Origin of the sequence: Streptomyces sp. SID13031 (assembly GCF_010548305.1) — a bacterium.
Taxonomy (GTDB): domain Bacteria; phylum Actinomycetota; class Actinomycetes; order Propionibacteriales; family Kribbellaceae; genus Kribbella.
Genome location: NZ_JAAGLV010000001.1, coordinates 324495 through 347977, shown reverse-complemented (window position 1 = coordinate 347977; position 23483 = coordinate 324495). Strand labels below are relative to the sequence as shown.

The window sequence follows — 23483 nt, the reverse complement described above, 5'->3', positions numbered from 1 at the left end:
AGACGATCTCTCGATGTCCAGGTCTCCCGGTCGAGCCTGCCTGTGGATACCAACCTGGTTACGAGCCCGGCGGCGCGCAGTGCGTGACGGTCCACTCGGTGTACTTCATCGTCGCCTCGGCGACCTTCTTCATCTCGGCCTCGTCGGTGATCTTGGTCTTGCCGTCGGCCACGCCCGCGTAGATCGACGCCATCGTCGTCAGCGGCGCCTTGACCCCGGCGGGAGCACTGTCGGCCAGATCCTTGAGCGTGGAGACCATCGTCTCCTTCTGGTCGTCCGTGAGCTCGTTGATGTCCTTGCCGGGGTTCAGGGCCTGCGCCTTGTCCAGCAGCGTCGCGCAGAACTCCTGGTCCGAGCCGGTCGCCTTGGTGGTCTCCTCCGACTCCGGCTCCGGCGTCGGCGTCGACGTGTCCTCGGACTCCGGGTCGGTGGTGGTCTCCGGCTGGCTGGTCGCCTTGGTGGTCGGCGCCGGTGCCGGTGCGTTCGAGGTGTCCTTGTCGCCGCAACCGCTCAGCAGCGTCAGTCCGCCGAGAATCAGCACAGCGAGAGTTGCCCTGGTCTTCATTCTGGTCTTCCCCCAAGAGAATTTCGGTCCTGTTGCCCCAACACGGGATCCTTCGGACCAACCATGACCGGGCCGCATCTCACCGGGATCTCACGAGCGCTTCACCGCCCTGCGCACGACCAGAGCAGCGGCACAGCCGATCAGCAGCAGGCCACCGAGCACCACCGCGACGGTGCTCCAGAGACCGTCGTTCTCGGTGACGTAGTGAACCCGCTGGAACGCGTCGTCGTTGGCCGCCCGGGTGAAGCCGAAGTCGTCGGTGATCCGGCCCGGTTCGCGGTACGTCACCGAGTACGCCGTCAGGAACGTCGTCGGCCCGGCCAGTTGCGGCGCACTCTCGCCGGCCACCCGTCCGGCGTACAGCAACTCCGGCTTCACCTCGGGGTCGGGCAGCTTCGACACATCCACCCGGTACGGCGCCGCGACGTACACGGTGACCGTCTGAGCCGTCGTCGCCCCTTTGCTCAGCCGCATCGGATAGACGATCCGCGGTGAGGCGAACCGCAACCGCAGCGGCGGGGTCGAGCCCGTCATCGGGGTGCCGTCGTCCTTCGGCGCGAGCTTGACCGCGACGATCTCCCACTTCTCGGTCAGGTACGGCGTCAGGTTGCCGGCCAGACTCGCCGGTGCGACGTACCCGTTGGCGCGCAGCCAGTCGGTCACCGCGGCACCACTCGAACCGCCGAGGCGCGCTACCTGGAACGGACCGAGTCGCATCTCCTGGCGCACATCCACACCACCGCCGGCCGTGGGCGCACCAGCACTGTCGCCGCGGCCGCCCCTGATCCCCAGATCGCGGAACGGCCAGTACGTCTTGCGGGTCACGGTCTTCGGGCTGGTGATCGACCGCAAACGCCAGAACAGGTCGCTGTCCCCCAGTTCGACCGTCGCGGCGGCCGGGACGGGCATGATCCAGGCAGCCTTCCGCGACTGGCCCTGGACGGACATCGACAGCACGATCTCCTCCTGGCCGCTGTCGTAGCGGACCAGCGCGGTCTCACCGAACACCCGCGCGCGTGACTCCGCGTCCGGCAGGTACCCACCACAGGCACAAGCCCAGGCAGGCGCCATACCGGCCCCCAGGAAGGCGAACACCAGCACACCCGCGACCAACCGCGACAGCTTCATCGCCGAAGGCTAGTCGGCCACGGGTGCGAATCAGGCGATCGTGTACGCGGTATGGAAGAAGTTTGCCGGGTCGTACTTCTTCTTGACCGTCTGCAGGCGGGCGTAGTTGGCGCCGTAGTACGAGCTCACCGACCGCCCGGTCTCCACGTAGTTCACATACCCGCCGAGCGTCGACGGCCGGACCGCGCGGTGCCCGTTGGTGATGAAGGTCTGGGCGGCCTTGAGCTGCGCCGAGGTCGGGTGCGCGGCCATCCCTGTGTACCACTGAACAACTCCGACAGCGGAGCGCCAGCCCCACGACGATCCGCCTGACGGGATCTTCGCCGCCTGGCCGCCCAGCGGATCGAGGATCGCTGCTGCGGGGAGCTTCACGCGGGCTGCCGCCTTCACCGCACCCAGGAGGGCGGTGATGGTCGGGGCGGTCATCGGCTTCAGTACGTCGGAGCCCGCCAGGAAGCCCTGGCGCGGGCTCGTCGTGCCGCCTCCGAGGTACTTCACCGACTCCATGTGCGTGCGAACCGCGAAGGTGCGGGTGGTTGCCTTGGACCCGACGTACGACTCCAGCTCCGCGGCAGCTGCCGCGCCGTTGCCGGTGGTCGAGCAGCCGAGTACGTGGACCTGCAGCGTTCCGTTGCTCTTGGCATCGATGTGCAGGTTGCCCCAGGCGGTGATCGGCGCCGCCACGGCGAACTTCTGCCAGCCACGGACGACGTCCGCGGCCTTCGACTCCGGCCAGGTGAGCCGGAAGAAGCCGAGCTTGGTCGCCGGGATGGTGATCAGCTTGAACGACGTGACGATGCCGAGGTTGCCGCCACCACCGCCGCGCAGCGCCCAGAACAGGTCGGGATCGACCGTCGCGCTGACGTTGCGGGCCGTGCCGTCGGCGGTGATCACGCCCAACGACTGGATCCGGTCGCAGGTCAGGCCGAAGGCGCGCGTGTGCACCCCCATGCCGCCGCCGAGGGTGAGACCCGCGATCCCGACCGTCGGACACGTCCCGGTCGGCAAGGACTTGCCGTACTTGTCGAGGAACGCGTGGACGTCGTACAGCTTGGCGCCGGCGCCGACGGTGAGCACGTTGCCCGAGTAGCTCATCGAGCGCATCGCGCTGGTGTCGATGACGAGGCCGTTGCCGACCGTCGAACCGCCGACATACGAGTGCCCGCCGCTCTTCGGCACCGAGACGACCTTGTTCTTGCGGGCGAAGTTGATCGCCGTCTGTACGTCGGTCGCGTTGGCGGTACGCACCACGGCGGCCGGCTTGGTGGCGTCCCAGCGCGGGTTGAAGAGCTGGCGCACGGTCGGATATCCGGGTTTCCCGGCGAGGTACAAGGTGCCCTTGATGCTCTTCTGGAACGCGGCCCAGTTGGGCGCAGCGGCCAGCCTCGATGAGGCGAAGGCGGCCGGCACCTGGGAGCTGGTCAGCGCGGCCGCGGCCAGCGCTCCGCCTGCCTTCAGTACGGTTCGGCGGTCAACTCGGGTCACGCTCATCCAACTCCTCACGTGCAGCGGCTCTCATGGCCGCCAGGGGGGCGTGCGGCCTTCCTGTCATCATCTCGACCTGAAGGGTCGCCTGATGCACGAGGAGATCAAGGCCGTTCAACAGCTCTGTACCGATCCGGTGGGCCACGATCGCCAGCTGCGTCGGCCACGGGTGGTAGGCCACGTCGAAGACCACCGGCGCCACCTGGGCGAAGTGCTCCGCCCACTGGTCGACGGCGCCGCCGGGCAGGGTCGAGACGCACAGGTCGAAGCCGCCGATCTGCTCGACCTGACCGAAGTCGGTCACCGAGGTCCTGAAGCCCAGCTCGGCCGCGAGATCCAGCAACCGCTCGGCCTTCGCCAGGTCGCGCACGACCAGCGTCACCTCGCTGACCTTCAACCCCCGCAGCGCAGCAAGAGTCGAAGCCGCAGTCGCTCCCCCACCCAGTACTACGGCAGTGTCCGCGCCCGTGATCCCCCGCTCCGCAAAGGCCGCCACCAACCCCGGTACGTCGGTGTTGTGCGCCGAGCGTGAGCCGTCGGACTCGAACAGCATCGTGTTCGCCGCGCCGATCAGCTCCGCGACCGGATCGACGACGTCGACGAGCTCCAGCGCGACGCGCTTCAACGGCATCGTCAGGGACAGCCCGCGGACGTCGTCACCCAGCGTGCTCAGGAACGAACGCAACTCGTCCTCGGCCACCTCGAACGCGTCGTACCGCCAGTCGAGCCCGAGCTCGGCGTACGCCGCCCGGTGCATGGCCGGCGACAGTGAGTGCGCGATCGGCTGCCCGAGCACCGCACAGCGGGTCATCGGCTCAGCACCTGCCAGATCAGCATCTGCCAGTGTGGGCCGCGCACCAGGCCTGCAGCTTCTGCACGTTCTTCTGGTGCTCCTCCCCGGTGCTCGCGAAAGCGGTCTCGCCGGTGTCGAGGTTGACCAGGGTGAAGTACAGCCAGCTACCCGGAGCCGCGTTCAGCGCGGCCCGCAGGGTCTCCTTGGTCGGCGAGTTGATCGGCGTCGGCGGCAACCCCTTGTTGAGATAGGTGTTGTACGGCGACTCCGTGTTGCGCTGCTCGTCGGAGGTAAAGATCTTGCCGTCGCGCCCGACGATGTAGTGGATGGTGGAGTCCATCTGCAGCTTGCGGCCCTGCTGCAGCCGGTTGTAGATGACCCGGGCGACCTTGGCGTAGTCCTCCGGCCGGTTCGTCTCGGCGCCGATGATGCTCGCCACGATCACCGCCTGGTACGGGTCGATCTTCTTGCGCTTCGCGGTCTCCGTCAGCTTCAGCTCGGCCGACGCCTTGATGAATCCGGCGGTCGCCATCCGCAGGACGGTGTTCGCGGTCGCTTCCTTCGGGATGTCGTAGCTGCCGGGGAACAGGAAGCCCTCCGGGTTGTTCTTCGCGTAGTACGGCAGCTTGAGCGTCTGCGGCCGGTTCATCGCGGCCAGCGCGGCGCCGGCCGGCAGCTTGGCCGCCTTGCTCTTCTGCAGCAGGTTGACGATCTCGGCCTTCGTCCGGGCCGGCGGGATCGTGAACCGAGTGACGAGCACCGACTTCGCCGTGTCGAGCATCAGCTCCAGCGCGGCCTTGGCCGACATCTCGGTCTTCAGCGTGAAGGTGTTCGCCTGGATCTTCTTCGACCGTGGATCGTCGCGGGCGACCCGCTCGAACGCCTTGGCGCTCTTCACCACGCCCTTCTTCTCCAGCGTGTCCGCGATCGACTGCGAGCTCTGGCCGGAGGTGATCTCGACCGTGACGGTCTTGCTGCTGCCGGATCCCTCGTAGTCGGGCGCGGCGAAGATCTTCTCCACCGCGTCGCGGCCCTTGCCGAAACCGACCATCAGCCCGCCGACCAGCGCGCCGACGACGAGCAGCGAGATCAGGCCGGCGAAGCAGCCGAAGCCGCGCCGGACGCGGGTCTTGCGCCGGTGCGCCCGGCGTTCCACCCGGCTCTCCGTGCGCAGGCCGAGGTCGTCCCTGAAGTCGTCGGTTTGCTCGTCGCTTTGATTGTCGAGGTCTTCGTTCACCGATGTTCCGTTCACAGGGGCCTCCCGGGTGGGTTGCCGGTCTCACGCTCGAAGTCGAGCGCGTGTTGCAGAATCACGACCGCCGCGGCCTGGTCGACCACGGCCCGCCGCTTGGAGCCCTTCTTACCCCGTTCCCGCAGCATCCGCTCGGCGGTCACCGTGGTGAAACGTTCGTCCACCAGCCGTACCTCCGCCTCCGAACCAGCTTTCTCCAGCAGTACCGCGAGCTGCCCGGTCGTCGCCCGGATCTTGACCGCGGCCGGACCTTCCCCACCTGATAACGACCGGGGCAACCCAACCACGACCTCGAACGCCTCCAGCTCACTCACCAGACCGACAATCCGCTCCAGCGCCCCTGCTCCAGCCCGAACCGTCTCCACCGGAGTCGCAAGAATCCCGCTCGGGTCCGAGGTGGCCACACCGATCCTCGCGTCACCTATGTCCAGCGCAACCCGTACGCCCCGGCGCACTAGTGTGCCCCACCACAGGCGCACTCCACGCGGCTGCGCCGCGTGGAGTGCGGGAGACGAAGGCGGGGACTCATGGTCAGCCGGTGACCAGTTGGCCGATGGCGTGTTCTACGGCGCTCAGGGCCTTTTCGGTGCCTGCGGGGTCGGTGCCGCCGCCTTGGGCCACGTCGTCCTTGCCGCCGCCCCGGCCGCCGAGCTGCTCCGCGGCCGTGCGGACCAGGTCGCCCGCCTTGAGGCGCCACTCGCGGGCGATGTCGTTCACGGCGATGACTACGCCGGGCTTGCCGTCGTTGACGCTCAGTACAGCGACCACCGCCGGCTTGCCGGCCGGCATCCGGCCGCGGACGTCGAGGGCCAGCTTGCGCAGGTCGCCGCCGTTCACGCCGTCAGGGGCGCGGTGACCGACGTAGGCGACACCGAAGACGTCCTTGGGCGCCTTCGCCAGCTCGGCTCCGGCCGCCAGCACCTGACCGGCGTGGATCTTCTCCAGCTCCTTCTCCGCGGCCCGCAGCCGCTCGGACAGGTCGGCCACCTTCGCGGGCAGCTCCTCCGGACGCGTCTTCAGGTTCTCCGAGAGCAGCCGCACCAGCGCCCGCTCACGACCCAGGTAGTGCAGCGCCTCCATCCCGACGAACGCCTCGAGCCGGCGAACCCCCGCACCGACCGACGCCTCACTCGTCACGGTCAGCGCACCGACCTGCGACGAGTGCTTCACGTGCGTGCCACCACAGAGCTCACGAGACCAGGGCCCGCCGATCTCCACCACGCGGACGGAGTCGTCGTAGGTCTCGCCGAACAGCGCCAGCGCACCCCACTCCCGGGCCTCGGGCAGCGACATGTACTGCGCGGAGACCGGCAGGTCCTGCCGGACGGCAAGGTTCGCTACTTCCTCGATCTCACTCCGGGTCGCCTGGTCCAGCCCCGACGACCACGCGAAGTCGAGCCGCAGATACCCCGGCTTGTTGTACGAACCGCTCTGCAACGCGGTCGGCCCGAGCACCTGGCGCAGGGCGGCGTGGACGACATGCGTGCCCGAGTGGGCCTGGCAGGCCGAGATGCGCCACTCCTTGTCCACCTGTGCGTGCACGTCCTGGCCGGGCTGGAGGACACCCTCGACCACCTCGACGCGGTGCACGATCAGACCCTTGACCGGGCGCTGGACGTCGAGCACCTTCAGCTTGACGCCGTCGCCGACGATCAGCCCCTCGTCGGCGATCTGGCCGCCGGACTCCGCGTAGAACGGCGTCTTCTCGAGCACGACCTCGACGGTCTCGCCCTGCTCGGCCGAACCGGCCACCACGCCTTCACGCAGCAGCCCACGAACCTGCGAGTCGGTCGCCAGCTCGTCGTACCCGGTGAACTCGGTGACGCCCTTCTCGCGCAGCTCACGGTAGCCCGAGGTGTCAGCGTGGCCGGACTTCTTGGCCCGCGCGTCGGCCTTGGCCCGCTCGCGCTGTTCCTTCATCAGCGAGCGGAAGCCGTCGGTGTCCACCTGCAGGCCCTGCTCGGCGGCCATCTCGACGGTCAGGTCGATCGGGAAGCCATACGTGTCGTGCAGTTGGAAAGCCTGGTTTCCGGCCAGTTGCGCGCCGCCGTCGGCCTTCAGGTTCTTCACCGCGAGGTCGAAGATGCTCGTACCGGCCGTGAGGGTCCGCCGGAAGGCCTCCTCCTCGGCGTACGCGATCTGGCTGATCCGAGGGAAGTCGGCCTCCAGTTCGGGGTACGACTTCTTCATCTGCTCCAGGCTGGTCGGCAGCAGCTCGACCAGGCTCGGGTCCTCGTAGCCGAGCAGGCGCATCGACCGGATCGAGCGCCGCAGCAGGCGGCGTAGTACATAGCCGCCCTGCTCGTTACCCGGGGTGACGCCGTCGCCGATCAGCATCAGCGCGCTGCGGACGTGGTCCGCGATCACCCGGAAGCGGACGTCGTCGACGTGGTCCGCGCCGTACTTGCGGCCGCTCAGCTCGGAGGCCTTCTCGATCACCGGGAAGATCTCGTCGATCTCGTACATGTTGTCGACGCCCTGCAGCAGGTACGCGACCCGCTCGAGGCCCAGACCGGTGTCGATGTTCTTCTTCGGCAGCTCGCCGATGATCGGGTAGCCCTCCTTGCCGCCACCCTCACCGCGGACGTTCTGCATGAAGACCAGGTTCCAGAACTCCAGGTAGCGGTCGCCCGCCTCCCAGTCCCGGTCCGCGCCGAACTCCGGGCCGCGGTCGATCAGGATCTCCGAGCACGGGCCGCACGGACCCGGGATGCCCATCGACCAGAAGTTGTCCTTCATCCCGAGCCGGACGATCCGGTCGTCGGGCAGCCCGGCGACCCGCTTCCAGATGTCGATCGCCTCGTCGTCCTCGTAGTACACCGAGGCGTACAGGACCGACTCGTCGAAACCGTAGCCGCCTTCGCTCTGCGGCTTGGTGACGAGTTCCCAGGCGTACTGGACGGCTTGTTCCTTGAAGTAGTCGCCGAAGGAGAAGTTGCCGTTCATCTGGAAGAACGTGCCGTGCCGGGTGGTCTTGCCGACCTCCTCGATATCGAGGGTCCGGACGCACTTCTGCACGCTGGTGGCGCGCGGGTACGGCGGGGTCTGCTGGCCGACGAAGTACGGCACGAACTGGGCCATCCCGGCCACGTTGAACAGCAGGTTCGGGTCCGGCGACGGCAGCGGTGCGCTCGGCACCACCGTGTGGTCGCGCTCTTCGAAGTAGTTCAGGAACCGCCGGCGAACTTCACTGGTATCCATGGGTGTTACCGGTAGTCCTCACGCTGTGTTGAATCGTTCTGGTCAGCTGCTGTATCGATCCCGAGTGCGTCGCGCAGCTCGGTCTCCCGCTCGGCCATTCCGGCCCGTACCTCGTCGCCGAAGTGCCGGATCGCGCTGGCCACCTTCTCCGCCGACTGCTGCAGGCTGTCCGGCGCGAGCTGCTGGGCCCGCTTCTTCAGCCGGGTCACCGCGTAGACGCCGACCAGGATGCCGACGATCAGCCACAGGATCCGCTTCATCGCACGTCACCTCGCTTCTTCGCCTTGCGCTCGGCCTTCATCTCGTCCTTCACCCGGCGGGACACGTCGCGGCGCTGGCTCTCGCCCAGCGCCTTGCGGACGCCGTAGGTGAAGGCCGCCGCCTTGACCAGCGGCCCGCCGGCGGTCGCTGCGAACAAAGACGCGAGAGCGGCCGCATTGGTTGTCACGGTGGTGGCGTTGTCGGTGATCGTGTCGACCTTCGCCAGCTGCGCGTTCGTCGTCGCGACCGTGTTGGTCACCTCGCCGAGCAGCGGCACACTGGAGTCGGCGACACCCTTGACCATGATCCGGGTCTCGTCGAACACCTTGCCGAGCTTCAGGATCGGATAGGCCAGCAGGCCTACCAGGATGAGCAGTGCGCAGGCCGCTATCAGCCCCGCGACTTCACCGACGCTCATGGTTACGATCCACCTTCCGTTCGTCTGCCCCGTCCCGAGACCCCGGGTACCTCAGGGACCTTATCGCGCGGGTAGCACAGTCCCGGCCACAGGGACACCCTCGCTGCCGCCTCAGCGACCCGGCACCGAACCAGTGCGCTCCGTCACCGGATAGGGAATACTGGCCGAAGCTCCGGGGGGAGTCCGTTCAGGGGGTAGGGGGAAGTATGCCGAAGCCGTTGCACGTCGCCGTCATCGTGGAGAACGTTCCACTCTGTGTGGACACCAGGTTGCGCAAACAGGTCGACGATCTGCTCACTGCCGGCGCCCGCGTCTCGGTGATCACCATGCGCGACGACGGCAACGCCAAGTACCGCGAAGTGCCGGGGCTGACCCTGTACGAGTACAAGCCACCGGCCCAGCCCACCAGCGCGGTCGGCTATGTCGGCGAGTACGGGATCTCGTTCGCCTGGGCCACCTGGTACCTGACCCGGCTGCGACTGCGGGGGCGGATCGACGTACTGCAGCTCTGCCAGCCGCCGGACATCTACTTCCCGCTGGCCTGGGTACTGCGCTGGGTCGGCACCCGGATCGTGGTGGATCAGCGGGATCTGATGCCAGAACTGCTCCGCGACCGGTACGACGAACCGCCCAAGCTCATGTTCAAGGTGCTGCACTGGCTCGAGCGCCGCTCCCGGCGGGTGGCCCACCACAGCATCACGGTGAACTCCTATCTCAAGGACCGCCTCGTCGGAGCCGGCGCCGACCCGGACCAGGTCTCCCTGGTCTACAACGGCCCGGTCCTCGCCCGTACTGCGAACGCGGTCGCCGAGCCGAGTCTGCACGGCGACCACCGCTACCTGGTCTGCTGGGCCGGGAAGATGGGCCGGCAGGACCGGGTCGAGCTCGTCGTCCAGGCTGCCAACCACCTGATTCACGAGCTCGGCCGCGAGGACTGCGGCTTCGTCTTGCTCGGCGACGGGGAGTGCCTCGACGAGCACATCGCCCTGACCCGCGAACTCGGGCTGGAACGCTGGGTGTCGTTCCCCGGCTGGATTCCGGAGAGCGAGCTGTTCAGCTACCTCGCCACCGCCGACATCGGCATCGACACCAGCCTGCAGGTGGAGGTCTCACCGGTGAAAGTGATGGAGTACATGGCCCAGGGCCTGCCGGTGGTCTGCTTCGACCTGCAGGAGAGCCGGCGGCTGGCCGACGGCGCCGGTGTCTTCACCACGGTGGGCGACGTCGCGGAGATCGCCACGAAGGTGGCCGAACTACTGGACGACCCGACCACGCGCAAGCAGCTGGGTGACACCGGCCGGCGTCTGATCACCGAGCAGCTGGCCTGGGAGCGGCAGACGCCCGTCTACCTGAAGGCCATCGGCGGCGAGGGTTCAGCCCTCACCGGGACAGTGCCGGAGCCAGCTGCAGAAGGGTGAGGGCGAGGCCCAGGCCCGGTCGAGCCAGGGCCGCTCCGCCATGAACTTCTTCACCGTCACGACGTAGTCCTGGGCCGGCTTGGTGCGCCACGCTCCGGCGTACCAGGCACCGATGCAGCCGTCCAGTCGCTCGGTGCCGGCTGCCGCGACGTCCTTGCCGCTGAGCCACCAGGCCCAGCCCTCGAGGCAGCCGCGCATGAAGGCGCCGTAGTAGTCGAGGGCGAAAGCGGTCGAGTCCCGGTTGAAGGGAAAGGTGCCGTTCTGGTTCTCGGGCACCTCTCCCCAGGCCGGATCCTGGTACGACATCACGCCGATGATCGAGAACGTCTTCGGGCACCGGTCGGTGCCGTAGTCGCGCTGGTAGTCGTAGCCATGGATCTTCAGGCCGTTGCAGAACTCCTTGGAGGCGGGAGTCGCTTTCGGGAACAGGTCACCGCAGCCACGCTTCTCCACACACGCGCCGGTCGGATAGAGATCCTTCTGGTACCAGGTCGACTCGGCGTTGGCGACCGCACGCACCAGATTGTCGGCCAGGCCCCACTTGCAGGCTGCCCACTGGATGTTCTCGTCGGTCGTGCCGGTGTGATGCCCCGTCACCCTGGGGAGCAACCACTTGTCCCACTGCGAGTCGTAGGCCTCGGCCCGCGGGTCATGCGGCCGGGCCGCCAGCGAGGCGTGGACCGCCAGCTCGGGAGGCATCGTCTGGTTCGGCTCCTGGTTGCCTGGCCGGGGCTCCCACTCCGACCGATGGACCTTCGCCGCACACGCGGCGTCGCCGGGCAGCTTCGACCAGGAGGCGGTGGGCAGGGTCTGCCAGTAGCCATCAGCCGGTGGAGGGCCGCTCCCGCGACCGTGCATTCCCGGTAGCGCGACCCAGACCCCCGCCAGCGTGAGGACAACTACGATCCCCCGCACCAGCCGCTTACGGAGTCGACTGTCAGACCAATTCACGCCTTCCCCGCCCTGCCGCCCTGGTCTCCGGTCAGTACCCGACATGTTCCGACGTAGTGACCGTTCCACCGTCCACCGGCTCACCGGCGGCGGGCGCCCTGGTCACGCCCGAGGTGGACTCGGCGGCGGCCGGAACGGTCTTGCGATGGAACCGCCGTGACCTCGGCTGGTTCGCGACGCAGCCGATCAAGTTCGCTCCGACAGCGGTGAGCGCGGCCACCGCCGACTCGGCCTCGGCCCGCGAACCGCGGTGCGGATCGACCACCAGCAAGGTGAAATCGGCCCGTCCCGCCAATACGGCGGCCTCGGAGGCACCGATCGCGGTCGGCGCGTCGATCACCACGAACGCGTGCTTGGACAACCCCTGGAGCAGCAGCTCGAGATCCTCGACGTTGATCCAGGCCCCGACCCGCGGAGTCCCGCTCGCCAGCACCCGCAGATTGACGAACTCGGTCGCGTGAACCGCCCGGTCCAGCTTGGAGCGGTCGCTCAGTACGTCGGTCAGCCCCGGCGTCAGCGGGGTGCCGAACAGGAGGTGCAGGTCGGGATGCCGCAGGTCTCCCCCGATCAGCACGACCTCCTTGCCGGTCGCGGCCATCGCGATCGCCAGCTGGGCGGCCACGGTCGTCTTGCCGGCTCCTGGAGCCGGGCTGCTGACCACCAGCGAAGCACCCTTGCCCCGGCTGATCAGAGTGGTCAGGTGTGCGGCCAGATAGCCGAACACCTCTCGCGTCGGTGTCGGCGGTCCGGTCTCCGGGATCAACGGGAACCGCAGCCGGACGGCCGGGACCTGGGCGAGTACCTTCAAGCCGGTCTGCCTGGTGACATCGCCGGAGCCGCGGAAGCGGCCGCGCACCCGGTCCCAGACGAAGGCGAACCCGATGCCGAGCATCGCGCCGAGGACCAGGCCGAGGCCGACGATCAGCGGCAGGTTCGCTTCTTCGGGTTCGGTCGGCACGGTGGCCGGCGAGATCACGTCGGCCAGTTTCGCTTTCCGGCCGTTGTTGCGGTAGTCGACATAGGCGTCAGTGAAGGCGGCTGCCCCGTTCAGCGCGCGGACGCGGCTGGCCGAGGTGTACTTGAACTGGAGCACGTTGGCATCGACCGGCACGGACACGGACAGTCCGTCGGTCGCCTGGGTCACCCCGATCCGCAGTGTCTTGGCGGCCGCGGCGGACACCAGACCCGAGTTCGCCACCTCACGTTCGGTGCCCATGTCGGGTACCGCTCCGGCGCCACGGCCCGGATCGGCGTACACGACGACCTGCGACACACCGACGTACACCTTGGGCCGGCTGATCACGGTCGCTGCCGCGGCGCCGGCCGTCAGAATGGTGACCAGAATGATCAACCACAGATAGCTGCGGACGATCCCGCGCGTTTTCACCGTGTGGTGCCGGGCTGAACTCATCTGCTTACTCCCCTGTCGTCTGCCCCCATGATGGGCTCCCCTTGCCCTTCCTCGACAGTGCCGGGCCGCTGTTGACGCCCGATCTTGTCCGGCGGCCCCTTCCCGACCGCCGCCAGCGCCAGCAGCGCAAACAGCAGGTCCGCCGTCCCGCGATACGTCAGGTGCGGGTCGAAGTTCATCGTTGCGACGATCACCATCACCGCGGTGAACGCGCCGACCGCCGCGACCGCACTCCAGTCCGTCAGGTCCTTGCACCGGGCCCACAACTCGCGCAACGACACCCGGACGAACCAGCAGAACGCCGCGAACAGCGGGATCCCGCCACCCCACAACAACCAGGTGTAGCCGCTCTCGATCCAGACGTAGCCGGTGCCCTGCGACAGCACCGCCACCCGGGCCGACGGCCGGACGCCGAACAGCACGTTGGAGCCGCTGAACAGGTCCGGCCAGAAGTACATCGAGAGGTTGTACCAGCGCACGATCCAGCTGTTCGGCAACCCCTGGGCCGATTGGAAGCCCTCCAGCCGATGCGTCACCGCGGGCCAGGCCGCGATGATGGCGACGCACAACCCGACGGGCACATACTTCAGCAGGTCCAGCCGGCGCAGGGCCATCGCGATGCACACCAGCCCGACGACCAGACCCAGCACGCTGGAGAACTCCCCGGCGGCGAAGGTGCCGATCACGAAGACCAGGCAGGCGCCGGCCAGCACAGCGATCTGGCGACGGCTCTTCCACAGCATCGCCACCGCTATCGCGAGGTTGAAGATCAGGACGTCGGCGGTTGCCGCCGGCAACGAGAGCGTCGAACTGCCACGCGGGATCGCCAGCTGCTCCTCGTACCCGAACGGCGCCCAGAAGGTCAGCAGGAACGGGCGGATGCCGGGGACGTCGAGGGTCTGCAGAATGGCGATCGTGCCGAGCACGACCCCCGAACCGATCGACGCCGCCAGGCAGTTGCGCACGTGCCGCTGGGTCTTGACGGTGAACCGGACCACCGCGTAGACGCCGAGGAACTTCCACAGCACCAGCGCGTAGGAGATGTCGTCCGCCGAGATCTCCTTGGCCTGCAGGAACATCCAGGCCAGCGGCAGGATCGAACTGCTGACCGCGATCGAGACCAGCGCCAGCTCGATCCGGGTGATGTACGGCCGGATCGGCGTCCCGGGACGGAACTGGACGAAGTACCGCAGCGTCAGGATGCCCGCGCAGAAGACGGTCAGCGCTTCGTTCGGGCGCAGGACCGGGACGATCCGGCCGCGGTCGATGCCGGCCACCAGCGGCGTCAGGCCGATGATCAGGTACGCCGCGGTGACCGGCCTGAGCCAGACGAGCACGGACAGGCCGGCGACCCCGACGAAGGCGAGCGCGAACTTGGCCGACACTGCGACGAGCGCACCCAGCAGGAGGGCAAGGCAAAGACCGGCCAGCGCCAGACCGATGAGGTCCATCCGCGGCCGGCCGGCCCGACGTCTGGTGGGTGCGACCGTGGTGGGAAAGGTGACCGTCACTGGGTCTCCCCACCGGCAACCTCGGCAACTGGTGCCGCTCGCCGGTTGCGCAAGCCGGCTCCCAGCCAGGCGAGCTCGGGGGAACGCAGTACCAGTTGGGTGAGGCCGAAGGTGATCGCCCCGACCGCGGCTCCGACGATGAGGGCAGCGATCTGACCGAGGCGGCCGTCGAGGTGGGCCACGAGCAGCCGGGCGATGAAGTAGACGGGCACAGCCATCACGATCGCACCGATCACGATCCGGCCGAGTGATCCGAGCAGTTGCCGGCCACGTCTTCCCAGTCCCATTCGCAGGAACAGGTGCGCGCCGCCGAGGATGGCCGCGACGGCATACGCGGCGGCGATGGCCGGTAGCAACGAGTGGGCCGGCGCGAAGGTGGCCAACGCGCACAGCGTCAGGCAGATGCCCGCCTGCAGTGCCATCGACACCAGCGGCGTACGGGTGTCACCACGGGCATAGGCCGCCTGGGTGGTGACGTAGAAGGTGGTCTCGCCGATCAGGCCGAGGGAGAGCGCCGCCAGCGCACCGGAGATCATCGCGAGGCCCTCGGGCGAAGCCATCTGGCCGGCGGCGATGGTGTGCGCGATCGGGTCGGCCAGTACGACGAAGCCGACCGCCGCGGGGACGGCCAGGAACAATGCCAGGCCGAGACCTTCGACGAACGTGCTGGTGAACTCATCGGTGGAGTCGCTCTGATGCAACCGCGAGAGCCTCGGCAGCAAGGCGAGCGCCACCGGCGTCGCGGCCAGTGCGATCGGCAGGTAGTAGAAGTTCAATGCCATCTGGATGGCGACGGTACCGCCGGCGACCCGGTTCGAGACGAGCAGGAGCGCCAGCAGTTGCAGTGCGAGCAGACCGGCCTGGCTGACCGAGCGCAGCGCCTTCCGGATCGTGACGAGAACCTCCGGATCACGCCAGCCCGCCCTCGGCCGCAGCAGTACTCCGGACCTCCGGGCACCCCACCACTGGATCGCGGCATGCAGGGCGACCGCACCGGTGGAACCCAGGCCGAGGAGCAGGACCTGCCCGGTGGACTGGGCTCCGAGCTCCTTGCCGGTGCCGTAGAACAACCCGCTCAGCACCAGGACCAGGATGATGCCGAGGTTCTCCACGAGGGGCGCCGCAGCCGCCAGGGCGAACTTGCGATGCGCGTACATCACCGCTGTCGCCGAGCCCACGACGGCGTACAGGAAGACTTGCGGGATGGTCAGCAGGATCAGCAGCCGGGTGACACCGATCTGGCTGCCGTCCTGTGCCGCCGAACCGCTGATCCCCACGCCGCCGAGAGCTGTCACCTTCAGCAACTCCGGGAGCAGGACCACCGCGACGGGTGCCAGCATGAGCAGGGAGGCGAGCGCGATACCGAGGAATCCGCCGCTGACCCGAGCGACGTCGCGCGGGCGGCGCTCGTCGATGTGCTGGACGAGCGCGGGGACCAGCAGCGAGACGAACAGCGAGCCGGCCAGGAAGCCGTAGTAGATCAGGTTCGGCAGCGAGTTCGTCAGCTGATAGGTGTTGCCGAGGAAGGTCGGGCCGAGGACGGCTCCGATCACCACGACCCGGATCACTCCGGTACCGCGGCTGAGCGCCGTCCAGACGCCGACCGTGACCGAGTCGCGGGCCGTACCGCTGGCACTGGTCAGGTCATCCAGCACCTCGCCGCCGGAGCCGGTCACGGGCTCCGACGACGCGACTTGCTCACTTTGATCGGCCGCGGTCAACGCGCTCCCCCGAGCAGGGCCGGGATGGTCTTGAAGATGATCCGCAGGTCCAGCCGGACGCTGCGGGTGGCGACGTACTCGAGGTCCCAGCGCAGGCCCTCGTCCATCGTCAGCTTGTTGCGGCCGTTGACCTGCCACAACCCGGTCAGGCCGGGCTTGACCTCGAAGCGGCGCAGGGCCCACTCCCCGATCAGGTCGGCTTCGAACGGCAGCATCGGGCGCGGTCCGACCAGCGACATCTCGCCACGCAGTACGTTGATCAGTTGCGGCAGCTCGTCAAGGCTGGTCTTGCGGAGGAACCTGCCCGCCTTGGTGACCCGCGGGTCCTGGTGCAGCTTGTAGAGACCGTCGACCTTCTCGACCTCACCCGCGGCCATCCTGCGGACGTACTCGGCGTGCACCGCCGGGTCCGCGTCGGTCCTCATCGTCCGGAACTTGTACATCACGAAGTCGTGCTGCCCGGCCCCGAGCCGGGCTTGACGAAACAGACCAGGTCCCGGGCTGGTCAGCCGGATCCACCCGTAGATGGCCAGCAGTACAGGCGCAGCCAGCACCATCCCGGTGAGAGCAAGGATCAGGTCGAGAGACCTTTTCACCAACCCCACCGGAATGATGCGGCTCACTCCGCGGACGGGAATAGGCCGGACTACGGGGGTTGCCCGGCTACCGCGGAGGAGACTCATCCCAATACCTCCATCGTGACACTTCGGCCAAGCGCCGTCTCCGGCTCGGCCTGGTCTGTCCGGTCCGACTTCTCTGCGGAGGAGAACCGGTAGCGCGAGGCCGACTCGTCGTCCGCCTGGATCCGCGAGCCGATGTCCTCCAGCTCACCGACCAGACCGCGGACGCGGGCCGGGTTCCCGAACGCGACGGTGCCCGCGGGCAGGTCACGGGTGACCACCGAGCCCGCTCCGACCAGGCAGTTCGCCCCGATCCGGACGAACGGCAGCACGGTCACGTTCACGCCTAGCTGCGCGCCGGCCCCGATCGACGGCCCGGACATCAGCTGGGCCGACTCGGCACTGCCCGGGTACAGGTCGTTCGCGATCGTCACGCCGGGTGCGAGGAACGCGCCCGGACCGATCTCGGTGTACTGCGCGACGTAGCAGTTCGTGTGGATCTTCACGCCGGCGCCGATCCGGCAGCCGTAGTCGATCACGGTGTTGCTCCAGACCGACACGTCGTCGGCGATCTCGCACTGTTCACGGACCACCACGTTGTGCCCGGTCTCGAACCGGTCGCCGATCCGCGATCCGGCGTACAGGATCGTGCCGCTGCGCAGCCTGGCATCCGCGCCGAGGGTCAGCTCCGCATCGGCCACCCGCGCCGCCGGGTAGCCGATCTGGACCCCCGGATCGGCGTTGATCGATGGGTGGCTGCTCATCGGTCCAGCTCCGCCAGTACTTCGTTCAGTCCCTCGGCGACCCGGCGTGCGTCATCCTGAGACAGGTGCGGGAACATCGGCAGCGACAGTTGCCGCGCGGCGGCCGCCTCTGCCACCGGTAGCGGGCCGTCGGCGTACTGCGCGTAAGGCCCCATCACGTGGCAGGGAACGGGATAGTGGATCCCGGTACCGATCCCGCGCTCCGCGAGCAGCTCGCGGACCCGGTCGCGCTGGTCCACCTGCACGACGGCCAGGTGATGCACACCCTCGCCGTCCTCGAGCTGCTCGACCAGCTTCGCCCGCTCCGGATCGATCAGCTCCCGGTACGTCGCCATCAGCGCGCGCCGCTGCTGGTTCCACTCGTCGAGGTGTCGCAGCTTCGCCGACAGCACCACCGCCTGGACCCCGTCCAGCCGGCTGTTCATCCCCAGCACTCCGTGCGAGTAGTGACCCCCGGCGGACTGCATCCGGCCGTGGTCGCGGATGGACAGCATCAGGTCGGTCAGCTTCGGGTCCGAGGTGACCACGGCACCCGCGTCGCCGAAGGCGCCGAGGTTCTTGCCCGGGTAGAAGCTGAAGCAGCCGACCGCGCCGAACGAACCGGCCTTCTTGCCGTCCCACGTCGCCCCTTGGGCCTGGGCGGCATCCTCGATCAGGATCAGGCCGAGCTCCTCGCAGATCTGCGAGATCGCCGTCATGTCGGGCAGCTGGCCGTAGAGGTGAACCACGGCGACGGCCTTCGTGGCGGGTGTGACCGCAGCCTTGATCGTCTCGGCGGTGAGCAGCAGGGTGCCGTCGTCGACATCGGCGAACCGCGGTACGCCGCCGGCCAGGACGACTGCCTCGGCCGTTGCCACGAACGTGTTCGCGGGAACGATCACCTCGTCGCCGGGACCGATGCCCAAGGCACGCATCGCCAGGTGCAACGCATCGGTGCCGTTGGCAACACCGACGGCGAAGTCGGTCCCGCAGTACTGCGCCCACTCCTGCTCGAAGCGGGTGACCGCGGCGCCACCGACGTACTGGCCGGTGCGCAGCACCTCGTCCCAGCCGAGGCGGACCTCGGCGACGACGTCGGCGGTAGCGCCCGAGATGTCCAGAAAGGGCACAGGTTCGGAGGACCGAGCCGGCTGCTGCCGGTCGGTCGAGATGCCCGCGGTCACCGCAGTTCACCTACCGAGGCCGAACCGTTCTGGTGGATCTTGACCTCTTCCAGTACGACCTTCTGCGGTCCGCCGGCCCGGATCTCGTCGATCAGGACCTCACGGCCCTCGGCGGCCGACAACTGGGCTGCCTCGAGTACCTCGACCACGGCCAGGCCGTTCGCCCCACCGGTCAGCGGCGACATCCCGAGCAGGATGCAGTCGACGAAGTGCTCGTCCTCGACCATCAGCGGCTCGTTCATCACCAGGTGAGGAGACACGACATCGCCGTACCGGTAGGACATCGGCGGCTGCGTCAGGTCCTCGCCGAGCTGCGGCGACTGCGAGACGCCCTTGTCGTGGACCTTGATCCGCTCCTCCGACGACAGGTCGTTGAAGATGACCATCTTCTGGCTGCCGACCATGGTGACCCGGCGGACCTTGCACGGGTCCAGCCAACTGACGTGCACGTTGGCCGTCACGTCCGGGTTCTTGTAGTGCAGCCGCAAGTAGCCGACGTCCTCGAGCTTGGCGTTCGCGTGGTGCGACGACCAGCACTGCACGCTGACCGGCGTCGCGCCGAGCACGTAGTTCAGGATCGAGACGTCGTGCGGCGCCAAGTCGAACAACACGTTGCAGTCGTGCTGGTAGAGCCCCAGGTTGAGGCGCGCGGTGTCCAGGTAGTACAGGTCACCGAGCTCCTTCCTCTGGACCATCTCGCGCAACTGCCAGACCGCCGAGTGGTACTCGAAGGTGTGGCCGACCATCAGGACGACGTCCTTGGCCTTCGCGGCCTCGATCATGTCCCGTGCGTCCGCCGCGGTGGTCGCCAGCGGCTTCTCCACCATCACGTGCACACCCGCCTCGATCGCCTTCAGGGCAAGCGGTTTGTGCGTGCTCGGCGGTGTCGCGATGATCACCGCGTCGAGGTGCGGAAGCGCCTCGTCCAGATCCTTGTACGCCTCCAGCGCCGGATAGTTCCGGGACAGCTGAAGCGCGCGGTCCGGGTTCGGATCGATCACCGCGATCGTCGAGACCGACTCCAGCGAGTGAAGAACCCGGATGTGTTTCGATCCCCAGTAACCGCAGCCAACCACGCCGACGCGCAGACCAGTAGCTTTTGTCATTGCCGGAAAACCCCCATAGTGAGACCACCCCTGACCCTGCCAACCAGCGGTGCCTCTCAGCCCCCGCTGACCCCCTGACCGACCCCCCGGTCAGCAAATGTCGATTGAACCGACAGCGAAACAATAGGCCGACTTTCAGACCACGTATAGGCCTACGTCGACTCGCGTGTCGCAAACTCGCTGGGTAATCGGACGACTCCAGAGAATCACAGTCGGGCAGCCGCCCGCAAGGGCTAGATGACTGACACTTCCGGGCAAATTCTCACTGTTCACCAGGGCTTCGGCCGGAACTCCTTTACCTGCCGCGCTTTTTCGGCCAGCCGGCCAGGACGGTCTCCGGGCTTGCGTCGACGACGAAATATTCGACACCGATGCGTCTCGTTGGCGATCGGGCCCGGGCAATTGTTGCGCAGCCGGTTTTTCCCCGATGATTTACCGTGGAAATACCAAGGAAATTCACCGGGTGAATTGAATGGGTGACTCAGCGCTTCCGGAGGATCTCCCGGATCTTGGTCAGCGCCTCGGCATAGGCCGCCTCACCGCCGCGCCGGGTCGGCTGGTAATAGTCCACCTTGTCGACGACGTCGGGGGCGTACTGCTGGCCGACCACACCGCGGGGATCGTTGTGGGAGTACTGATATGACGATCCGTGACCGATTTTCTTGGCGCCGGCGTAGTGGGCATCCCGCAGGTGCGATGGGACCGGGCCGATCTTGCCGGCTTTGACGTCGGCGATCGCCGCGTCGATCGCCATGATGACGGCATTGGATTTCGGTGCGAGGGCGAGTGCGACGACGGCCTGGGCCAGGTTGATCCTTGCCTCGGGCATTCCGATCAACTGCACCGCTTCGGCGGCCGCGACGGCGACACCCAGCGCGGTCGGATCACCCATACCGATGTCCTCACTGGCCGAGATCACCAGCCGGCGGGCGATGAAGCGCGGATCCTCACCGGCCTCGATCATCCGGGCCAGGTAGTGCATCGCGGCATCGACGTCCGAGCCGCGGATCGACTTGATCATCGCGGAGGTGACGTCGTAGTGCTGGTCGCCTGCCCGGTCGTACCGGACGGCTGCCCGATCGACCGCGGTCTCCAGCGTCTTCAGGTCGATGACGGCTACCTCGGCCTTGGGATCCTTGGCCTTGGGATCCTTGGCCTTGGCTTTGGCGGCGCCGGCGGCTGCCTCGAGGTAGGTGAGAGCCCGGCGGGCGTCGCCGCCGGCCATCCGGAGCAGGTGGTCCTTCGCGTCGTCTTCCAGCCGGTACTCGTTGTTCAGCCCGCGCTCGTCGATGAGTGCCCGGTCGAGCAGTACGGCGATGTCGTCGTCGGTGAGCGACTCGAGCGTGAGCAGCAGCGAGCGGGACAGCAGCGGCGAGATGACCGAGAAGAACGGATTCTCGGTGGTCGCCGCGACGAGCGTCACCCAGCGGTTCTCCACGCCCGGCAGGAGCGCATCCTGCTGGGCCTTCGTGAACCGGTGCACCTCGTCGATGAACAGCACGGTCTCGACGGTGTCGGCCCGGGTCAGGTCCCGCCGGGCGCCGTCGATCACCTGCCGGACCTCTTTCACCCCGGCGGTGACCGCGGACAACTCCACGAACTTCCGGTTGGTGGCATGCGACACCACCGCCGCGATGGTGGTCTTCCCGGTCCCGGGCGGTCCCCACAACAGCAACGACATCGGCTGATCGCCCTCGACCAGCCGCCGCAACGGCGACCCCGGACTCAGCAGATGCTGCTGCCCGACCAGCTCGTCCAGACTCCGCGGCCGCATCCGCACCGCCAACGGAGCCGAGGTGTGATCGGCGTCGGCCAAACTCCCGCCCCCACGACTGGAAGCAGGCACTCCTGGCAGCTCGAACAACCCATCACTCACCCCCCGACCCTAACCAACCCCACCGACAGTCCCGCGCTCCGAGCCCAGAACCCGGCTCCGGCCACCGCTGTCAAATCCTCCGCCGGCACCGGCGGAGCGCCTGCCGCGGCGGCGGATCACAGGTGTTCAGCCCATTCAGCAGCTCCTCGTCATCCTGCTCGGTGGCCTGCCGCGTGCCGCTCGCAATCAGCAACCACAAGCCACGCAGGCGCAACGAGACCTCCTGCCCCGCAGTACCGGCCGCCACTCGCCCCGGCAATTCATGTCGTCCCATCGGTCCCCAGTTCTCCCCTGTCTCCTACATCGCAGAAGAGCCCCCCAACGTTTCACCAGACCCGGCGTCACCCAGATCACACCCACTGCGGGCACCGAACGGATAACGGCACACCGTGACCGCAGGCAGGCGACCCCCGACCCTGGGTAGCTTGATCGGATGGCCCGCCGCCCCGCCGACCCCGCCACAACCGACCCCGCCGACCGACCGGCAACCTACCGCGACGTCTTCGCGGTAGCGGAGTTCCGCTGGCTCTGGGCAGCTCTCGTGGGCTCTGTGATCGGCGACCAGTTGGCCCGGGTGGCCCTCGCGGTGCTGGTGTTCGACCGGACGGGCTCAGCAGGTCTGTCCGCACTCACCTACGCCCTCACCTTCCTGCCCGACATCGCCGGCGGTCCACTGCTGGGCGGCCTCGCCGACCGGTACCCCCGCCGCCGCCTGGTGGTCGGCTGCGACCTCGCCCGCGCGGCGCTGGTCGCGATGATGGCGATCCCCGGCGCGCCTTTGTGGGTCCTGTGCGTACTGCTGGTCGTAGTGCAGTTGCTCGCGGCACCCTTCCAGTCCGCCCGGTCCGCACTGCTGGCGACGATCATGACCGGCGACAAGTACAAGGCCGCTACCGGACTCTCCGTCGTCACCGGTCAGGGCGCCCAGCTGATCGGGTTCGTCTCCGGCGGAACACTCGTCGCCGCCCTAGGGGCGAGTCAGGCGCTGGCGCTCAACGCGGCCTCCTTTGCACTGTCGGCAGTACTGCTGCAGCTTGGTGTGAAGGAACGCCCGGTTCCCACCTGGGACGGCCCGACTGCCCGGCCGAGCTGGTGGGGTTCGCTGGCCGCCGGAGCACGGCTCGTCTGGGGCAACCGGAAGCTGCGGTACCTGACGGCACTCGTCTGTGTACCCGGCTTCTATATAACGGTCGAAGGACTGGCCGTTCCGTACGCCGCGACAGTCGGCGGCGGTGCGGCCGCGGCGGGTGTTCTCTTCGCGGCGAATCCGGCCGGGCAGGTCGTCGGCATCCTGCTGTTCTCCCGGATGGCCCCGTCGAAACGGCTGACCATCCTCGGACCACTCGCGATCGGCACCTGCGTCCCATTGATGGCGTGCGTGTTCAGCCCCGGCTTGTGGGTGACCGTGGCCTTGTGGGCTTTGTCAGGACTGTCTGCGGCATACCTGCCCACCGCGCAGGCCACCTTCGTCCAGGACATACCTGACGCGCAGCGCGGTCAGGCAATCGGCCTGGCCCGCACCGCGCTGATCGTTTCTCAGGGGATTGGGGTACTCGCCGCCGGAGTTGCGGCAGACAGCGTGCAGCCAAGCTTGGTCGTAGCAGCTGCGGGTGTCCTGGGAGTCCTCTTCGCCGTCGGTGCCGCCCGCGGCTATCAGCGCGCAGTTGCTGCTTAGCTTGGGGGTTTGGCGAGGACTGGCGCTGGATCAACAGATCACGGCCACTCGTTGTGCATCGCGAGACACCTCCTCCCGGTCCTGATCGCCGCCGCGGCCTGACGCAGTGACATTGCGTGATGTCACGTTTACTCTGGTCAGTGAGGACCACCAGTGGGGCTGGG

Annotated in this window: 21 protein-coding genes; 2 read left to right on the top strand and 19 right to left on the bottom strand. The window is 67.9% G+C overall.

Features of this window, described 5'->3' with window-relative positions; translation table 11 throughout:
* Positions 1-58: 58 nt before the first annotated feature.
* From G3I17_RS01560 to G3I17_RS01520, 9 genes are all read right to left on the bottom strand, one after another.
* On the bottom strand, positions 59-565 hold the full coding sequence (locus G3I17_RS01560; protein WP_164593165.1) for a hypothetical protein: 507 nt from the start codon (positions 563-565) through the stop codon (positions 59-61).
* 90 nt (positions 566-655) lie between these two features.
* Positions 656-1693 carry a DUF2330 domain-containing protein gene (locus G3I17_RS01555; protein WP_164593163.1) on the bottom strand — a complete coding sequence of 346 codons (1038 nt, stop codon included), beginning with the start codon at positions 1691-1693 and terminating at the stop codon, positions 656-658.
* A gap of 30 nt (positions 1694-1723) precedes the next feature.
* Positions 1724-3184, bottom strand: a complete 1461-nt coding sequence (locus tag G3I17_RS01550) for an FAD-binding oxidoreductase (RefSeq protein ID WP_164593161.1) — start codon at positions 3182-3184, stop codon at positions 1724-1726.
* The gene (locus G3I17_RS01545; protein ID WP_164593159.1) at positions 3165-3989 is read right to left on the bottom strand and encodes a shikimate dehydrogenase; all 825 of its coding nucleotides are present in this window, start codon (positions 3987-3989) and stop codon (positions 3165-3167) included. Before G3I17_RS01545 ends, G3I17_RS01550 begins: the two co-directional genes overlap by 20 nt.
* Positions 3990-4008: 19 nt before the next feature.
* The gene (gene mltG, locus G3I17_RS01540; RefSeq protein WP_164593157.1) at positions 4009-5223 is read right to left on the bottom strand and encodes an endolytic transglycosylase MltG; all 1215 of its coding nucleotides are present in this window, start codon (positions 5221-5223) and stop codon (positions 4009-4011) included.
* Positions 5220-5696: a Holliday junction resolvase RuvX gene (gene ruvX / locus G3I17_RS01535; RefSeq protein WP_164594132.1), complete on the bottom strand. Its 477-nt coding sequence runs from the start codon at positions 5694-5696 to the stop codon at positions 5220-5222. The genes mltG and ruvX overlap by 4 nt, the downstream gene beginning before the upstream one ends.
* A 58-nt stretch (positions 5697-5754) precedes the next feature.
* Positions 5755-8424, bottom strand: a complete 2670-nt coding sequence (gene alaS, locus G3I17_RS01530) for an alanine--tRNA ligase (RefSeq protein ID WP_164593155.1) — start codon at positions 8422-8424, stop codon at positions 5755-5757.
* A 5-nt stretch (positions 8425-8429) separates the two neighbouring features.
* Positions 8430-8684 (bottom strand): DUF6167 family protein, encoded by a 255-nt coding sequence (locus G3I17_RS01525; protein ID WP_164593153.1) that lies wholly within the window; start codon positions 8682-8684, stop codon positions 8430-8432.
* The gene (locus G3I17_RS01520) at positions 8681-9103 is read right to left on the bottom strand and encodes a DUF948 domain-containing protein (protein ID WP_164593150.1); all 423 of its coding nucleotides are present in this window, start codon (positions 9101-9103) and stop codon (positions 8681-8683) included. The genes G3I17_RS01525 and G3I17_RS01520 overlap by 4 nt, the downstream gene beginning before the upstream one ends.
* A gap of 206 nt (positions 9104-9309) precedes the next feature.
* On the opposite strand from G3I17_RS01520, the gene G3I17_RS01515 reads away from it, so the two are divergent.
* The gene (locus G3I17_RS01515; protein WP_164593148.1) at positions 9310-10521 is read left to right on the top strand and encodes a glycosyltransferase family 4 protein; all 1212 of its coding nucleotides are present in this window, start codon (positions 9310-9312) and stop codon (positions 10519-10521) included.
* Here G3I17_RS01515 and G3I17_RS01510 read toward each other — a convergent pair.
* The 10 genes from G3I17_RS01510 to G3I17_RS01465 all read right to left on the bottom strand — a co-directional run bounded on the left by G3I17_RS01510 (position 10477) and on the right by G3I17_RS01465 (position 21918).
* Positions 10477-11436, bottom strand: coding sequence for a hypothetical protein (locus G3I17_RS01510; RefSeq protein WP_164593147.1), 960 nt, complete (start codon positions 11434-11436; stop codon positions 10477-10479). The two genes, G3I17_RS01515 and G3I17_RS01510, sit on opposite strands and share 45 nt — an antisense overlap.
* Positions 11437-11503: 67 nt before the next feature.
* The gene (locus G3I17_RS01505) at positions 11504-12883 is read right to left on the bottom strand and encodes a polysaccharide biosynthesis tyrosine autokinase (RefSeq protein WP_164593145.1); all 1380 of its coding nucleotides are present in this window, start codon (positions 12881-12883) and stop codon (positions 11504-11506) included.
* Positions 12880-14394 (bottom strand): hypothetical protein, encoded by a 1515-nt coding sequence (locus G3I17_RS01500; protein WP_164593143.1) that lies wholly within the window; start codon positions 14392-14394, stop codon positions 12880-12882. The genes G3I17_RS01505 and G3I17_RS01500 overlap by 4 nt, the downstream gene beginning before the upstream one ends.
* Positions 14391-16115: a lipid II flippase MurJ gene (locus tag G3I17_RS01495; protein ID WP_164593141.1), complete on the bottom strand. Its 1725-nt coding sequence runs from the start codon at positions 16113-16115 to the stop codon at positions 14391-14393. The genes G3I17_RS01500 and G3I17_RS01495 overlap by 4 nt, the downstream gene beginning before the upstream one ends.
* Positions 16112-16711 carry a sugar transferase gene (locus G3I17_RS01490; RefSeq protein ID WP_203589591.1) on the bottom strand — a complete coding sequence of 200 codons (600 nt, stop codon included), beginning with the start codon at positions 16709-16711 and terminating at the stop codon, positions 16112-16114. The genes G3I17_RS01495 and G3I17_RS01490 overlap by 4 nt, the downstream gene beginning before the upstream one ends.
* Positions 16712-16794: 83 nt before the next feature.
* The gene (locus tag G3I17_RS01485; protein WP_164593139.1) at positions 16795-17499 is read right to left on the bottom strand and encodes an acyltransferase; all 705 of its coding nucleotides are present in this window, start codon (positions 17497-17499) and stop codon (positions 16795-16797) included.
* A complete protein-coding gene (locus tag G3I17_RS01480; RefSeq protein WP_164593138.1) occupies positions 17496-18662 on the bottom strand; it encodes a DegT/DnrJ/EryC1/StrS family aminotransferase in 1167 nt (388 codons plus the stop codon). The genes G3I17_RS01485 and G3I17_RS01480 overlap by 4 nt, the downstream gene beginning before the upstream one ends.
* A complete protein-coding gene (locus G3I17_RS01475) occupies positions 18659-19768 on the bottom strand; it encodes a Gfo/Idh/MocA family oxidoreductase (RefSeq protein ID WP_203589590.1) in 1110 nt (369 codons plus the stop codon). Before G3I17_RS01475 ends, G3I17_RS01480 begins: the two co-directional genes overlap by 4 nt.
* A 481-nt stretch (positions 19769-20249) precedes the next feature.
* Positions 20250-21614: a replication-associated recombination protein A gene (locus tag G3I17_RS01470; protein WP_343238196.1), complete on the bottom strand. Its 1365-nt coding sequence runs from the start codon at positions 21612-21614 to the stop codon at positions 20250-20252.
* A 100-nt stretch (positions 21615-21714) separates the two neighbouring features.
* The gene (locus G3I17_RS01465) at positions 21715-21918 is read right to left on the bottom strand and encodes a hypothetical protein (protein WP_164593136.1); all 204 of its coding nucleotides are present in this window, start codon (positions 21916-21918) and stop codon (positions 21715-21717) included.
* A 159-nt stretch (positions 21919-22077) separates the two neighbouring features.
* On the opposite strand from G3I17_RS01465, the gene G3I17_RS01460 reads away from it, so the two are divergent.
* Positions 22078-23319, top strand: a complete 1242-nt coding sequence (locus G3I17_RS01460; RefSeq protein ID WP_164593134.1) for an MFS transporter — start codon at positions 22078-22080, stop codon at positions 23317-23319.
* Positions 23320-23483: the final 164 nt, after the last annotated feature.

Bases quoted from the DNA above. Each gene is read 5' to 3' on its own strand.
- G3I17_RS01520 (WP_164593150.1), bottom strand. From the start codon at position 9,103: ATGAGCGTCGGTGAAGTCGCGGGGCTGATAGCGGCCTGCGCACTGCTC.
- G3I17_RS01550 (WP_164593161.1), bottom strand. From the start codon at position 3,184: ATGAGCGTGACCCGAGTTGACCGCCGAACCGTACTGAAGGCAGGCGGA.
- G3I17_RS01475 (WP_203589590.1), bottom strand. From the start codon at position 19,768: ATGACAAAAGCTACTGGTCTGCGCGTCGGCGTGGTTGGCTGCGGTTAC.
- G3I17_RS01485 (WP_164593139.1), bottom strand. From the start codon at position 17,499: ATGAGCAGCCACCCATCGATCAACGCCGATCCGGGGGTCCAGATCGGC.
- G3I17_RS01515 (WP_164593148.1), top strand. From the start codon at position 9,310: ATGCCGAAGCCGTTGCACGTCGCCGTCATCGTGGAGAACGTTCCACTC.
- G3I17_RS01465 (WP_164593136.1), bottom strand. From the start codon at position 21,918: ATGGGACGACATGAATTGCCGGGGCGAGTGGCGGCCGGTACTGCGGGG.
- G3I17_RS01545 (WP_164593159.1), bottom strand. From the start codon at position 3,989: ATGACCCGCTGTGCGGTGCTCGGGCAGCCGATCGCGCACTCACTGTCG.
- G3I17_RS01560 (WP_164593165.1), bottom strand. From the start codon at position 565: ATGAAGACCAGGGCAACTCTCGCTGTGCTGATTCTCGGCGGACTGACG.
- G3I17_RS01460 (WP_164593134.1), top strand. From the start codon at position 22,078: ATGGCCCGCCGCCCCGCCGACCCCGCCACAACCGACCCCGCCGACCGA.
- alaS (WP_164593155.1), bottom strand. From the start codon at position 8,424: ATGGATACCAGTGAAGTTCGCCGGCGGTTCCTGAACTACTTCGAAGAG.
- G3I17_RS01555 (WP_164593163.1), bottom strand. From the start codon at position 1,693: ATGAAGCTGTCGCGGTTGGTCGCGGGTGTGCTGGTGTTCGCCTTCCTG.
- G3I17_RS01525 (WP_164593153.1), bottom strand. From the start codon at position 8,684: ATGAAGCGGATCCTGTGGCTGATCGTCGGCATCCTGGTCGGCGTCTAC.
- G3I17_RS01505 (WP_164593145.1), bottom strand. From the start codon at position 12,883: ATGAGTTCAGCCCGGCACCACACGGTGAAAACGCGCGGGATCGTCCGC.